A 14,870-nucleotide genomic window follows, 5' to 3' on the forward strand; every position below is an offset into this window, starting at 1 on the left:
TATTATTATGAATATGGATTGGAAACTGCTGTCGTCTGAATATCTCTTCAAAGACGATTGGTTAACCGCACGCAAAGACAAATGCATTACGCCGCAAGGAACAATTGTTGAACCTTACTATGTACTGGAATATAACGATTGGGTAAATGCTGTGGCCATCACAGAAGACGGTCAGGTGATCATGATCCGCCAATACCGTCAGGGTATCGGTCAAACACTGCTCGAAATTCCCGGCGGTACCATGGATAAAACAGACCCTTCGCCGGAATTTGCCATGGAACGTGAACTGCTGGAAGAAACCGGCTATGAATTCAAAGAATTGATATCACTGGGGAAAGTGGCTGCCAATACGGCCTCCAGCAACAACTACACACATATGTTCCTCGCTACCGGCGGCCGTAAAGTGAAAGAACAACAGCTGGACCACCACGAGGAAATTGAAGTGGTGCTGATGTCTGTTCCCGATGTGCAACAGCTGATACTGGACAATAAAATTGTTCATAGCCTGCATGTGACCGGCCTCGTGTACGCACTGATGCACATGGGATGTATGGAAATGAAATAATTACATCGCTTCTGCCACAATAAAGAAGCTGCCACATACCAGGATCATATCTTCCGGTTTGGCATGCTGGCGGGCTGCCTGCAATGCGGCTTGCACCGACTCGTAAGCCCTGCCCTGCAACCCATGCCGGGCGCCCATTTCAGCCAGCGCTACTTCGTCCATGGCCCGGGGTATTTGTGCCCTGCAGAAATAATAAGTGGCCGTGGACGGGAAAAGCGGCAGCACATTGTCTACCTCTTTATCTTTTACAAAACCGGTGACAATATGCAGCTGCTGGTAGTTGACATGCTCCAGTTGCTGCACTACCTCTTTGATGCCGGCTTCATTATGGCCTACGTCCATCACCGTGAGCGGATGATCGCTCACTACTTCCCAGCGCCCCCGCAGCCCGGTCAGCTTGCGTACATGCGATAAGGCGGCTGATACATGGTCCCACGTAATATGCCAGCCCTGCTGCTGCAATATTTTGACGGCCGACAAAACGCCCATCACATTTTTCTCCTGGTATTGCCCACTAAGGTCCAGCCTGAAGTCATACATGATGCCTTTTTGTGTGTCCAATACCATTAGGTTGAGATGGTTGTCTTTAATAAGGATGCCGTCCACCATCCATTCCTGGTCTGCAAAATGAATAGGGGAGCCGGTTTCAACCGCTTTGTCACGGAATACCCACTTGATTTCAGATTGCGTTTCGCTGATCACCACCGGCACACCGGGTTTGATGATGCCGGCTTTCTCGGAGGCAATCAGGAAAAGAGTATCTCCCAGAATATTTTTATGGTCAAAGCTGATATTGGTAATGACAGACAGTTCCGGCGTGATCACATTCGTACTGTCCAACCGGCCGCCCAGTCCCACTTCTATAATAGCGATGTCCACTTTTTCCTGCGAAAAATATTGAAAGGCCATGGCTACGGTCAACTCAAAAAAAGAAGGCGCAATGGTTTCAATGAACGGCCGCATATTATTGGTGAAGTCCACCACAAAGTCTTCCGAAGCTACCTGCCCGTTAATACGGATACGTTCCCGGAAGTCCAGCAGGTGCGGGGAGGTGTACAAGCCGGTCTTGTAGCCTGCCTGTTGCAGGATGGCCGCCAGCATATGACTGGTAGAGCCTTTACCGTTAGTACCGGCAACGTGTATGGTTTTGAAGGTATGCTGCGGATTGTTGAGCTGTTGTAATAGAGCGACCGTATTGTGCAGGTCTGTCTTATAAGCACTGGCCCCTACTTTCGTAAACATGGGCAGCTGTGCGTAGAGATAATCCAGTGCTTCCTGATATGCGTTCATAAAGGTAAATTAATAATTTACCGGACATCCCAGCTGGCCTTTGCTTTTATCGCGTTTACCCAGCATGCCCGGATTGAGCCGCAAAGCTACGAAAGCATCTGAATGGTTGATGCGTTGTTGGAAAAGCGTGGTAAAAAGACTGTAGGAACCCACTACCAACGGACCGATACGGAAGCCAGCCCCAACATCGGCCTGCCCGTTGTGGTTAATGACAAACGGCATATAGGCACCAAACAGCTCGGTTTCGTAGCGTGGTGTAATTAACAACTGGGTCATGGCATATGTTCTGGCCAGTCCGTTTTTTCCCGCATTCAGTGCAATGACGGCATTGGCGCTGACAAAGAAACGGCTGTCGATGTTATAGTCGGCCATCAGGTTGAGAGAGGCGGGTAAAACCATCACAAAGCTGCTGTCATCATTGCGGATAGGCGTGAAATAGCGGTTCAACCGACGGGAGTATTGTTTCAGGCTTTCTTTGTCTTTGTAAGTGATATCGTTCGGGTTGATATTTTCTTTCTGGAGATCGAGATCAGTGTTATAGGCGCCCTTTTGATATTTAATCCGGCCGATGTCGTTGATAGACAGGCCAAGGCGGAATTTATATTCATCGGCGTCGGTGCCTTCAAACTTACCGAAGCCGCCGTTGTCGGGGCGGTATTCATAAATAACGCCAAGGTCAAAGCCTACGCCGTTGTTATGAAAGAGCTGCAGGTTACGGGTATACGGTTTTTGCCAATGGTCCAGTTCTTCGCTGTAGGCATAACGGAGCGTACCACTGGTGATGTCTGCATTGCGTTTGGCATTGAGTACAAAATTAACATCGGCAGCCTGTGCATAACCCGCTGCTATACCACTTAGCAGTTTTACAGTAACGCCGGCTTTCCAACGGCTGGTGTATCCTTCATGAATGGTGCGGGCATAGCTGAAGCCCAGCTCATTCCAGGCGTGCATGCCAGCGCCTACTTTTTCGAGGGTCAGATTTTTACCGCGGTATTGCAGGTTGGGAAAATCGTGTCCGAAGAAATTGGCGAGTGGAGTGGTAAGGTTCCCTCCGCTGGCACTGGCGCGCACCCGCCACACGAAGGAAACGGATTGTTTTTCGTCTATTGTATATAATACAGAAGGCATGACGATTTCGGCCATTCCCCATCCGTTCTGCTTGCGGTTGGCGGTGCTGTCCAGGAAATAATCCTGGTTACGCACCCATTTGTTGCTCGGAGGAGGATTTAACAGGACGGATTTAGGCACTTTCACATACGTGTTGCCCCCTTTGACATCGGCGCCGATGATGTTTACGTCCCACTTGTAACGATACCCTGCTGCGCTGGCGGGGTTGGAGAGTACACCATAAATACCGGCATAGTTGCTGGTATTGTAACCGGGAAATGATTGGGCCATGGCGGCATAGGCCGGCCATAAAAATAACATAGTGCTGAACAGGATTCGGTGCATTCTCATCGTTGGCGAATAAAAAAACGGGTTTCTCAAAAAGATTTATGATCCACTTTTGATAGCATAGGATATAAAAAGGACATTTTTTGATCTCCTCACTTCCAATCAAAAAATCCTTCCATCAAAAAATCACAAAATGTTGGCTATTCTGCTTTAAAATAAAAGCGGATAGTACCGAACTGCACTTCAGGCGCGTCCGGATTGGCATTGTATTTTAACTGACCGTTGAGCGCAGCTTTCCGCGCAATGTCTATCAGTTGCGGATTGCTGAGGGTAGACCCTTTCATGCTGAAGGTGGCCGCGATCACATTTCCTTTCTGGTCTACTTTGATATTGACAGCTATGTAGCCGGACTCGGTGCCGTCGTAGGTAACGCTCGGCCGGCTGATAAGATTACGTCCATTGAGGCGGAAATCGGAGCGTCCGCCACCGAGGCCTCCGCCCGTGTAGCCTTTGGCGTTAGGGTCGCCATTGAGCTGGCCTCTGTCACCGGGTTTACCGGTATTGCCCTCGCCCGTGGAGTTATTGGAGCCCTGTGCGCCATTGCCACTGTTGGCATTAGTGCTGGTGCCGCCGGAATAAACCGCTTTAGGTTGGGGTTTGGGTGCAGGAGGAGTTGGTTTGGGCTCTGCTGCCGGCTTCTTCACCGGTTTGGTCACCGGCTTGGGTTCCAGCTTTTTAGGCAGTTCCTTTGGTTTTTCCACTGGCTTCTCCGGTTTTTTTATTTCCGGTGCTTCTTCATCATCCTGTGTGGCTACTTCCTGCGGGGCGCTGTTATCTTTTTCAGTGGCAGCGGGTTGTTCACTTTCCGCGGGAGCAGGAGTGGACGTTGCTGCGCTGGGAGGATTGGGGTTGAGTGGCTGCTCATCGCCCATCCCGTCATCGGAGGTACCGAGGTTTACTTCCATCCCCAGGTCCTGGTCGGGCAGGGGCGGTGGCGCCGAGAAACCGGCAAATACCAGTGCTACTAACAGCAGCGCATGTACGCCGATCGTTACTCCTAATGCCTGAATATTTTTTTTACGGTTGTTTTCCTCCATGATAGCTGATTAAGCGCCAGTAAGCGTCAAAGTTAAACTTTTGAATGAAAAAAAATATAGATACAGCGATCTGAATTTATCATCTTTGCAAAAACTATGCTGTTAATCCTAATTGTTGCATTTTATTTTGCGGCTGTTGTATGAATTTGCTCAAACAAACTATCCGTCTTTACCAGAACGCCTATACGGGACTTTCTCCGGCTACCTGGTGGCTGTCACTGGTGTTGCTGATCAACCGCAGCGGCGCTATGGTGGTTCCCTTCCTGACAGTATATTTGACGGCTCATCTGCATTTTTCCATCGCTCAGGCCGGACTGGTCATGGCCTGTTTCGGTAGCGGCGCTATTGTAGGCGCTATGTTGGGCGGTTGGCTGTCTGACCGTATCGGCTTTTACCAGGTACAGTTCTGGAGCCTCCTTTCTAACGGTTTATTGCTCATTTTATTGGGACAAATGCGCACCTTTCCGCAGATATGCCTGTGCGTATTTGTGTTAAGTTCCGTGGGAGATGCTTTCCGCCCGGCCAACAGCATCGCTATTGCCGCCTACAGCGCGCCGCAGAACCGCACCCGCTCTTATTCGCTCAACCGCCTGGCGGTCAACCTTGGATGGTCGGTAGGGCCGGCCCTGGGAGGGATATTGGCCAGCATCAGTTACCAATGGCTGTTCTGGGTGGATGGTGGCACCTGCATCGTGGCGGCCTTGCTGATGCGTATTTTCCTGCCGCCGGTGCCGGCGCCGGCTAAACCGGAAAAAGCGGCTGCTACAGGAAAAACGGAGAGGGTATGGCAGGACAGCCTGTATCTCTGGTTCCTGTTATTCGGAATGATCAACGCCATCTGCCTCTTTCAGTTTTCCAGTATGGTGCCGCTTTATTTCAAAGAGGTGATACACATGGAAGAATGGGCCATCGGGCTCAATATGTCCCTCAACGGCCTGTTGATCGTGATGGTGGAGATGGTGATGATACATCATCTGGATGGTAAACTGCCCAACCTGTCATATGTCTCCAGGGGCGCCATGATGGTGTGTTTAGCCTACCTGTTGCTCTGTGTGCTGCCACCGGTATGGGGTATAGCCGCGGTGTTTATGATAGTAGTCACTTTTGGGGAGATGCTCTGTCTGCCTTTTATGAACAGCTTCTGGATTAGCCGCAGCCAGGACCACAACCGTGGGCAATATGCTGCTCTTTATACGATTTCTTATTCCCTGGCTACGGTAGTGTCACCTACCAGCGGGGCTTTTGTTGTGCAGCACGTAGGCTTTACCTATTGGTGGGCTATTACCGCAGGAGGCTGTATCCTCTCGGCTTTAGGGTTCCGGTGGCTGCAACGGAAGCGGGCACGGGCAGAACAAATGGTAGCAGCGTAATTGTTCAAGACTTAGCGGATATTGTCCGGGAATGACTAATTTTGCCCAAAAAGGAGTAAAATTGGTAAATGAAAGTAATTCAATTTACTGTTCCGGTAGCTGAGGAAGGGTCTGTGGTCATCCAGGAGGACATACTTCCTTATTTCTACAATTACCTGCACCGTCATAAAGAGGCGCAGCTTACCCTCATCATCAAAGGGGAGGGTACCCTGATTGCGGGCAGTTACACGCAGCCGTTCAAAGCCGGCGATATTTACGTGATCGGCGCCAACCAGCCGCATATGTTCAAAGGCGATGCCCGCTACTTTGAAAACCTGAAAGAAAAGAACATCCACGCTATCCATATTTTCTTCGATCATGATAATGCGCTGAAAGGCATGCTGGCATTGCCGGAGCTGGAGTCTGTCCGTAAGTTCCTGCAACTGACCCGTTCCAGCCTGCAACTGCCGGCGGTTTATGAGGAGAAAACTGCCGTGGAAATCATGCGGCTCTGTAAGCTCACCGGGGCGGAAAGGCTGTTTGCCTTTATGTCGCTGCTGACTTATTTCTCCCGCCAGGTGAAGGACTGGAAATCGTTGTCCACCGGCTTCCTGCGTCATGCCTACAGCGAATCGGAAGGGCTGCGGATGAATGATATTTACCAGTATACGCTGGAGCATTACGCGGAAAACATTTCTCTGGCCAGAATCGCTTCGGTGGCACATCTGACCACCTACGCTTTCTGCAAGTACTTCAAGAAACATACCCGTAAAACTTACCTCGAATTCCTCAACGAAATCCGTATCAATGCGGCCTGCAAGAAAATCATCAATGGCGATGCGGAGAGTATAGCCTCAGTGGCATATGCTACGGGGTACAACAATCCCATCACTTTCAACCGGGTATTCCGGAAAGTGACAGGCATGTCACCGTCTGCCTATGCGCGTCAATACCGTTTCGGGCAAGAGAACGCGCAAAGGAGCGGCTTTATCAGTGAGTGGGAGGAAGTAGCGCTTTAGTGAGCGAAATCTGCCATGTAATCGCCTTTGATACGTTCCATGGGTGGGTTGAAATAACCAAACTTCAGGTCCGGAAATTCTTCCTGTATCATTTCCTGTAACTGCTTAATGCCCATGCAAGGGCCGGGGTCCGTAATGCCCAGTTTGCCCAGGTACCAGTCAGGATCAATATTGAAATTACGCCACTGGATCATGTTCAGGCCGGTTTCCCGGATCAGTTTACGCAGGGCTTCATATTCCTCTTCTGTGTCGGTCATCCCCGGAAAAACAAAATAGTTGATAGAAGTCCATCCGTTAAATTCCCGCACCACTTTCAGGCTTTCGATGATATCCTCAAATGCATAGTTATTGGGACGGTAATACGGTGTGTAATACTTTTCCTGGGCGGAATTGAGGCTCACACGGATACTGTTGAGGCCCGCTTCACAGAGGGCACGTACAGCATCGGGTTTACTGCCGTTGGTGTTGATATTGATACTGCCTTTAGGCGTATGCTTGCGTATCTCAATGATGGACTCACGGATGGTTTCCCACATCAGCAGCGGTTCGCCTTCGCAACCCTGGCCGAAGCTCACGATCGGGTAAGGGGCTGTTTCCAGATGGGGTACGGTAAATTCCACGATTTCTTCCGCGGTAGGCTTGAAGCGGAGGCGGTCCTGTGTAGATACGATGGTCTCGTCTTCCGGCTGGAAGGAGATACAACCTACGCAGTTAGCGTTACAGGCCGGAGAGGAAGGAATCGGGCATTCCCATCTTCCCATAAAATAGTTACGGGCGGCAGGACATTCGTAAGTAAGGGCGCAGTTTTCTGCCAGGTGCTTCACCAGCCTGTTATGCGGATAAGCTTCTATCAGCTGTTTAACGCCTTGTTTTACTTTTTTGGCATCAAAGCCGGCGCATTCCTGGCGGATATCGGCTTCGATACGGGTGGCGGGCACATAGAACTTGCCATCGAGCCAACCTACTGCGGTGTAACAAAACAGTGGCAGGGTAGGAGCGTCAGGCATGGTTTCATACGCTGCGAGGTAAAAACCGGTATGGGCAGGCGGAATAAACGCCGCTACGGCCCAACCTTTGTCACACAGGCCCATTTCGCCGGTAGCAACGTCTATACCGATACCACGGCGGCCGGGCAGTTCATACAGATTACCGCCTTCAGGAAGCTCGATCCATTCTTCAGGATCAACGGGGAAAGCATCCCAGCCACTACGGCCTACCACCTCCATAGAGGTGTCTTCAAAGATGTTTCCTTTCCCGTCGGAGTATAATATGTAAGGTGTTTGTTTCAGCATAAATTTATTTATTCATTTTACTATTTTGCTATTTAGATATTCTATCGCCGTTTGTTGTTAAGCCAGTGCTAATCAGCCACTCAATGATAAAATATCCAAATAAAAAAATAGCAAAATCTATTTAAGTCTTTCACGGAAAAATCCGTTCATTTTTTCACGTTGTTCCTGTCCGGGTTCATCCAACACTTCCAGCTGGATGATCTTGTTGGATTTGAAATCCATGGTGAACAGGTCATTACGCAAAATTACATTATTCAGCTCGTTCCAGCCAATGCGTTTCTCAGAGAACGTAGTAGGCAGTGTGATGCCGGTATTGTCCATCTTTACATATACTGGCTGGAAGATTTTGTATTCCATCCAGCCGATGTAGGCTATACCAATGCCTACCACGAACATCAGCAGACCGGTAATGGGCTGCTGATGTCCCAGAAAATACAGGCTGCCGCTTCCGCAGATGAATGCCTGTATAAGCCTGGCGATACTGTTGGTTTCACTGAATTTCCGCGTGCGCTTCACGATAAACGGGAAGGCAAGGGAAAGAAGTCCCACGGCCATAAAGAAGCCTACCAGCAACCAGTTGGGCTGCGCTCCTCTATAACTGCCAATGGCATCGAAGAGGAACAGGATGCCTACCAGGCCATGCATGACCGGCAATAGCCGGAGCCTGCTGGATGTTGCCGGCTGCAGGATACGCAAACTATACATAAGCTTATGAATTAGCGCTAACCAGCAGGTTACAGAGTTTGAACAGTACGCGTGCACCTACGTTTGCGTCCCAGTCGTCATGAGAAGCGCTCACCTCGTTGAGGTCAAAGCCAATCAGCTGACGGCCGCTGGCCAGCAAGCGTTTGAAAAGATAATATACCTGCTCTGCCTCAAAACCGCCGGCTACCGGTGTACCGGTGTGCGGGCACAGTTTAGGGTCAAGGCCATCGATATCGAAACTGATGTACACCTGCTGTGGCAGCGTTTCTACAATGCTGTCGCAGATGGATTTCCAGGTTTCTCCTTCAAACTGGCGTTCTTTGATCTGTTTGTCGAAGAAAGTCACCACACGGCCATTGCTGGCGTTGATATAATCCACTTCTTCCTCACAGTAGTCACGGATGCCCACCTGTACCAGTTTAGTCAGTTGCGGCACTTCCGCCAGTGCATTGTACATGATGGAAGCGTGGGAGTAATGGAAGCCTTCGTAGCCGTCACGCAGATCGCAGTGGGCATCTATCTGAAGGATGCCAAAATCGCCTTTATGTTCGCCGATGGCTTTGAAGAAGCCCAGCGGGGTGCTGTGGTCGCCACCAAGCAGACCTACCAGCTTACCTTTTCCCAGCAGCTGTTTGGTCTGGTTGTATACCCACTCGTTCATGGCGCGGGTACCATTGTTGACATCTACCAGCGTTTTCTTCAGGAATTCATTTTCAGAGATATCTCCGCCTTCGGTCAGGAATTTCAGGTACAGTTCCGCTTCCTTGCGCAGGTAATCACTGCGCAGCAGCAGGTGTTTGTCTGGTTCACGCATGAAAAAGCCCTGTTTCCAGCCATCCTTTACATCGGCATCGTACAGGTCAACCTGGAAGGAAGCCCTGAAAATACGTTCCGGTCCGCGTGCTGTACCATTACTATAAGATACGGTCACTTCCCAGGGTACTGGCAACAATACCAGCCTGGCCTCTTCTTCAGAAAAAGGCAAACCAAAAACGTTGTTGGACAACAGCCCCACCGAGTTAGGGTCAAATTGAGATAAATCAGCCATGATATAATCTTACTTTTCAAAATTCCGCGCAAAGATAGGATTATGTTTACTTACAGCCTTCCTTCCCATAAAAAGAATTGCCTTTTATATAAATTTTGTCGGAAGACGGTCATTTTGCGTTAATTTTGCCCCGTGAATTGGAAAGAGATAAATGCAGGTAGGGTAAGATAAACGGAGAATCGTTGCTGGTAGCGGATTTTACAACCTGTGTCACAACAATAGGGAAGATAATTTTCATATGAAAAAAACAAATATTATTCTGCTGGTGGTCATTGCGGTTGCAATAGGTGTGATTGTAACCATGGTAGGCGATTTTAGTACCTATGAGACTTTTGCCACAGCGCGCGAGAAAGAGGGGAAAGAGTTCCATGTGATCGGTAAGCTGGACACCCTGCAGGCGATGCATTACGATCCTATAAAGGATGCTAACTTATTCAGCTTCTACGTACACGATAAAACAGGCGAAACCCGCAAAGTCGTTTTCTACGGCGCCAAACCTACAGATTTTGAAAAAGCGGAATCCGTGGTCCTCACCGGAAAAATGAATGGAAATGAGTTCCATTGCAGCAAAATTCTCATGAAATGCCCGTCTAAATACAAAGACGATCAGGTTGTAGTGAGCAACAAACAGCTTTAAAAATTTTCAGATTTAAACATTTTGTCATTTAGCTATTGATTTTCAATAAGAAATAGTTAGATAATAAAATATTTAAATTCTTCAATCTATATATCATTTCTCATGAAATTTGAAGGGGAACACTTATTGCCGGGCCAACTGGGCCATTTCTTCGCCATTCTGGCATTTGTAGCATCATTGGTAGCGACGATCTCTTATTATAACGCTGTTAAAGTCAAAGAGCCGCTGGTACGTGATTCATGGAAAAAGCTGGCCCGCTGGTCATTTGTGATACAGTCAGCTGCCGTGATCACCGTATTCAGTTGCCTTTTCTATATTCTTTCCAATCACTACTTTGAATATAAATACGCCTGGCGCAATACTTCCCGCGACCTGCCTACACAATACCTGTTCTCCAGCCTCTGGTCTGACCAGGAAGGCAGCTTCCTGCTCTGGAGTATCTGGAACAGCATTCTCGGTATCATCCTGATCCGCACTTCCAAAAACCTGGAGGCGCCGGTCATGACGGTATTCTCCCTCGCACAGTTGATCATGGCGAGCATGTTGCTCGGTATCTTCGTCCTGGGCTATAAAGTGGGCAGCAATCCGTTCATGTTGCTCAGACATGCCCCTGAAAATCAGGCTGCGCCTATCTTCCAGGAGGCTAACTATATGCAGCATATTCATGATGGTAATGGGCTCAACGTCACGCTGCAGAACTACTGGATGGTGATCCACCCGCCTGTACTGTTCCTGGGCTTTGCTTCCATGATCATCCCGTTTGCCTTCGCTTTCGCCGGCCTCTGGACCCGCGATTATACCGGCTGGGTAAAACCCGTGCTGCCCTGGACCCTCTTCGCGGTGGCGCTGCTGGGCACCGGTATCATGATGGGTGCCGCCTGGGCATATGAGTCGCTTAACTTCGGCGGTTACTGGGCATGGGACCCGGTGGAAAACGCTTCCCTGGTGCCCTGGCTGACGATGGTGGCGGGCTTGCATACGCTCCTGGCTTATAAACACACCGGCCATGCGCTGAAATCGACTGTCTTTTTCTTCTTCATATCCTACGTGCTTATCCTGTACTCCTCCTTCCTCACAAAAAGTGGCGTACTGGGAGATACTTCCGTGCACTCCTTCACTGATATGGGTATGACAGCCCAGTTGCTGTTCAGTATGCTGGTGTTCACCGTGCCTTCCATCTTCCTGCTGATTGCGCGGAGAAAAGAAATACCAGGCAACAACAAAGAGGAAAGCACCTACTCCCGTGAATTCTGGCTGTTCGTTGGCTCACTGATCCTGCTGATCGCTGCTATCCAGATCACATTTACCACTTCCATCCCGGTATGGAACAAGCTGTTGTCTTTAACCGGGCTGAAAGGACTGTTCAAAATGGATGATATCGCGCCGCCATCAGATGTGATGTTCCATTACAATAAAATCCAGATCTGGATCGCCATCGTACTGGGCGTACTCACCGCCGTGGTGCAGTTCCTGAAATACAAAGACACCCCTAAAGGTTTCTTTACCCGCAAAATCTGGGTGCCTACAGCACTGGCGATAGTATTCACAGCCCTGATCGCCTGGAAAGGCCCTATCACTTACGATAACTACGGTGCAGGCTTCCTCACCGCTATTTATATCATGCTGTTCGCCAGCATCTATGCGATTGCCGGCAACTTTACCTATATCTTCAGTGGCCTCAAAGGCAAACTGAAAAATGCCGGCGCCTCTGTAGCGCACATCGGCTTCGGCATGGTGCTGCTGGGTGCATTGATCTCTTCTTCCAAAATGGAAGTGATCTCCATCGACAGAATGAAGATGCTCAACGATGGCTTCTTCCGTAAGGAAAGTAAACAGAACCCGCGTGAGAACATTATGCTGCCGAAAGACGTGCAGGTGCAGATGGGCGACTATCACGTTACCTATGTAGGTGACTCCACCGCAACAGGAGATCCTAAAACCTACTATGTGATGCACTATGAGCGCAAAGACAAAACCACCGGCGAAGTGAAGGAAAGATTTACCCTCTATCCCGATGCGTTTGTAAACCGTAAGGAAAATGCACTGTCATCTAACCCGGCATCCAAACATTATTTCACAAGAGATATCTTCACCTATGTGTCTGCTGCGCCTAACAAAGCGGAAGCTGCCACTGCGGACACGACGGCTTATGTGGCACATGAGATAAAAGTAGGCGACTCCATTTTCTTCTCTAAAGGTTTCATGGTGCTGAAAGCATTAGAGCCGGCGCCTAAAAACAAAAACTACATCGCAGAGAAAAATGACCTGGCAGTAGGCGCTAAACTGGAAGTGCATACGCAGACAGATGACCACTTTAACCTGCAACCAATTTATTTCATCCGCGACAGCAGCTATCAGTACAGCGTGGAAGACACCCTGGCACCGCTGAACCTGAGCGTTCGCTTTACGAAGATCATGCCCGCGGAAAATAAAATTGAGCTGAAAGTGAAAGAGGCGGCCGGTTTCAGCGACTATGTAGTCATGAAAGCGCTGGTATTCCCATATATCAATGTGTTGTGGCTGGGTGTTATCATCACGATCGTAGGTACCGGTATGAGCATCGTACAACGTACCAGGAGAACAGAGAAAAACGCCAATGCGTCAACAAAGAAAACACCGGTAAATATTTAAGGATTTTTTGATTAGTTAATAAAGGGGATCCGGATTGCTTGAAAATTTTACGTAGATTTTCAGGTAATTCAGGTCCCCTGGTCATTTAAATCAATTCATCCCGCTATGAAGCGATCGCTGCGCATATCGTTGCTCCTTATCGCCTTATTGGCCGTATTATTCCTCGTGGGCCCGCATCCCGCCGCTCCGGTGTATTCACTCGCCCTGCCGGCGGTACCGCAGGAAGGCCGCGCATTGGAACAATACATCTACGACAAGGAAGCCACTCACCGGCTGAAGCCCAACAATGAAGCCCGGATCGTGTGGGCTGATTCACCTTTTCATACTACGCCTTATGCGGTGGTGTACCTGCATGGTTTTTCCGCCAGTCAGGAAGAAGGTGACCCTATCCACCGCGACTTTGCCAAACGTTATGGCTGTAATCTGTACCTCAGCCGGTTGGACGGCCACGGCATCGATACTTCAGATGCGCTGCTTACCATGACGGCCGACGGGCTGTGGCAGGATGCCAAAGAGGCTTTGCAAATAGGAAAGGCATTGGGCCGGAAGGTAATCCTCATGGGCACTTCCACCGGCGGCACCCTGGCCCTGAAGCTGGCCGCCACCTATCCGCAGGACGTATATGCCGTGATTAATATGTCGCCTAATATTGCCATCAACGATGACCTGGCCTTTCTGGCCAACGATCCCTGGGGGCTGCAGCTGGCCCGGCTCGTGAAAGGAGGCAAATACAAGGAGTCCAGCGATACCAATGCCGTCAGGGCGCAGTATTGGAACAACAAGTACCGCCTTGAAGCCGTCGTGCAACTGCAAAATCTGCTGGAAACCTCCATGACGCCCGCTACTTTTAAAAAGATACATCAGCCGGTATTGAACCTGTATTATTATAAAGATGAATTGCACCAGGACCCTACCGTTCGTGTATCCGCCATCCTTAAAATGGAGCAGGAGCTGGGCACGCCCGACAGCCTGAAGGCTGCAGTGCCCATTCCAGGCGCAGGCGCTCATGTGATGGGCAGCAGGCTGACAGGCCACGATCTGCCCGCTGTGGCAAATGCTGTTAACCAGTTTGCCGATTCCGTATTGAAAATGAAGCCGGTGCATTGACCGGTTTTTCAAGCCCTTTTTAGTTGTTATTTAATCTGAAATGTTTTTTAACTTGTGGTAACATTTACCCATTAGCATCGTTAAAAAAGTATGCATCGCCGTAAAATCCTTTTATCCGCCATCCTGGTCCTGGGCATCCTGTTTTGCCGGCAGGAAGCCAGCGCACAGTCGCAGGCGCCACATGGCGTGGATACCGTGGCGCTGCATGCGGTCGTGGTAGGGAGTGATACCATCCCGGTGATCACACTGGCTATTTTCGATGTGGTGGAGCGAATGCCCAAAGCCCTGCGGAAAGAAAAAGAACGTTATAACCGCTTGCGCAATGCAGTATACGTTACCTATCCATACGCCCGCACCGCTGCCCGTCTCCTTAAAGATGTGAACAGCCGCCTCGCTACCATGTCTTCCAAAAGAGAGCGTAAAGCTTTCCTGGCCTCCAAGGAAAAGGAAATGAAAGAACAGTTCGGGGATAAACTGCAAAACCTCTCCGTATATCAGGGTAAAGTCCTCATGAAACTGATTGACCGCGAAACGGGGCAGAACTGTTACGAGATCATCAAAGAGCTCAAAGGCGGTTTTAATGCCCGCGTATGGCAAACAGTGGCATTCTTCTTTGGCGGTAACCTGAAAAGCGACTACGATAAACAGGAAGACAAAGACATTGAAGTCATTGTCCAGGAGCTGGAAATGTACCAGCGGTACCGTGCTTATAATTAATATGGCTATCTTAGCTAT

13 protein-coding genes are annotated in these 14,870 nt (G+C 49.5%); 7 read left to right on the forward strand and 6 right to left on the reverse strand.

All coding sequences use genetic code 11. From position 1 onward, the window contains the following. Nucleotides 1-13 precede the first annotated feature (13 nt). Nucleotides 14-565, forward strand: a complete 552-nt coding sequence (locus tag HHL17_RS13955; RefSeq protein WP_206155985.1) for an NUDIX hydrolase — start codon at nt 14-16, stop codon at nt 563-565. Here HHL17_RS13955 and HHL17_RS13960 read toward each other — a convergent pair whose 3' ends face one another. The 3 genes from HHL17_RS13960 to HHL17_RS13970 all read right to left on the reverse strand — a co-directional run bounded on the left by HHL17_RS13960 (nt 566) and on the right by HHL17_RS13970 (nt 4,347). Further along, nucleotides 566-1,855: a bifunctional folylpolyglutamate synthase/dihydrofolate synthase gene (locus HHL17_RS13960; protein WP_169225312.1), complete on the reverse strand. Its 1,290-nt coding sequence runs from the start codon at nt 1,853-1,855 to the stop codon at nt 566-568. A gap of 9 nt (nt 1,856-1,864) precedes the next feature. Beyond that, entirely contained in the window at nt 1,865-3,313 is a 1,449-nt protein-coding gene (locus HHL17_RS13965; RefSeq protein ID WP_169225313.1) for a DUF5723 family protein, read from the reverse strand. Between the two features lie 137 nt (nt 3,314-3,450). Further along, nucleotides 3,451-4,347, reverse strand: coding sequence for an energy transducer TonB (locus HHL17_RS13970; protein WP_169225314.1), 897 nt, complete (start codon nt 4,345-4,347; stop codon nt 3,451-3,453). A 140-nt stretch (nt 4,348-4,487) separates the two neighbouring features. Between HHL17_RS13970 and HHL17_RS13975 the strand changes: the two genes are divergently transcribed. Both HHL17_RS13975 and HHL17_RS13980 read left to right on the forward strand, forming a co-directional pair. After that, on the forward strand, nt 4,488-5,717 hold the full coding sequence (locus tag HHL17_RS13975; protein ID WP_206155986.1) for an MFS transporter: 1,230 nt from the start codon (nt 4,488-4,490) through the stop codon (nt 5,715-5,717). A gap of 68 nt (nt 5,718-5,785) precedes the next feature. Continuing rightward, the gene (locus HHL17_RS13980; RefSeq protein ID WP_169225315.1) at nt 5,786-6,715 is read left to right on the forward strand and encodes an AraC family transcriptional regulator; all 930 of its coding nucleotides are present in this window, start codon (nt 5,786-5,788) and stop codon (nt 6,713-6,715) included. Here the strand turns inward: HHL17_RS13980 and HHL17_RS13985 are convergent. From HHL17_RS13985 to HHL17_RS13995, 3 genes are all read right to left on the reverse strand, one after another. Continuing rightward, the gene (locus HHL17_RS13985; protein ID WP_169225316.1) at nt 6,712-8,007 is read right to left on the reverse strand and encodes a radical SAM protein; all 1,296 of its coding nucleotides are present in this window, start codon (nt 8,005-8,007) and stop codon (nt 6,712-6,714) included. The genes HHL17_RS13980 and HHL17_RS13985 overlap by 4 nt on opposite strands. A 117-nt stretch (nt 8,008-8,124) precedes the next feature. Next, nucleotides 8,125-8,712 (reverse strand): hypothetical protein, encoded by a 588-nt coding sequence (locus HHL17_RS13990; RefSeq protein ID WP_169225317.1) that lies wholly within the window; start codon nt 8,710-8,712, stop codon nt 8,125-8,127. A 4-nt stretch (nt 8,713-8,716) separates the two neighbouring features. Then, nucleotides 8,717-9,760, reverse strand: coding sequence for an agmatinase family protein (locus HHL17_RS13995; protein ID WP_169225318.1), 1,044 nt, complete (start codon nt 9,758-9,760; stop codon nt 8,717-8,719). A 238-nt stretch (nt 9,761-9,998) separates the two neighbouring features. Between HHL17_RS13995 and HHL17_RS14000 the strand changes: the two genes are divergently transcribed. From HHL17_RS14000 to HHL17_RS14015, 4 genes are all read left to right on the forward strand, one after another. Further along, nucleotides 9,999-10,397, forward strand: coding sequence for a cytochrome c maturation protein CcmE domain-containing protein (locus HHL17_RS14000; RefSeq protein WP_169225319.1), 399 nt, complete (start codon nt 9,999-10,001; stop codon nt 10,395-10,397). 102 nt (nt 10,398-10,499) lie between these two features. Further along, on the forward strand, nt 10,500-13,028 hold the full coding sequence (ccsA, locus tag HHL17_RS14005) for a cytochrome c biogenesis protein CcsA (protein WP_169225320.1): 2,529 nt from the start codon (nt 10,500-10,502) through the stop codon (nt 13,026-13,028). A gap of 105 nt (nt 13,029-13,133) precedes the next feature. Beyond that, nucleotides 13,134-14,135: an alpha/beta hydrolase gene (locus HHL17_RS14010; RefSeq protein WP_169225321.1), complete on the forward strand. Its 1,002-nt coding sequence runs from the start codon at nt 13,134-13,136 to the stop codon at nt 14,133-14,135. 90 nt (nt 14,136-14,225) lie between these two features. Further along, nucleotides 14,226-14,852, forward strand: coding sequence for a DUF4294 domain-containing protein (locus HHL17_RS14015; RefSeq protein ID WP_169225322.1), 627 nt, complete (start codon nt 14,226-14,228; stop codon nt 14,850-14,852). Nucleotides 14,853-14,870 lie beyond the last annotated feature (18 nt).

This window comes from Chitinophaga fulva (assembly GCF_012927205.1).
GTDB classification, from domain to species: Bacteria; Bacteroidota; Bacteroidia; order Chitinophagales; family Chitinophagaceae; genus Chitinophaga; species Chitinophaga fulva.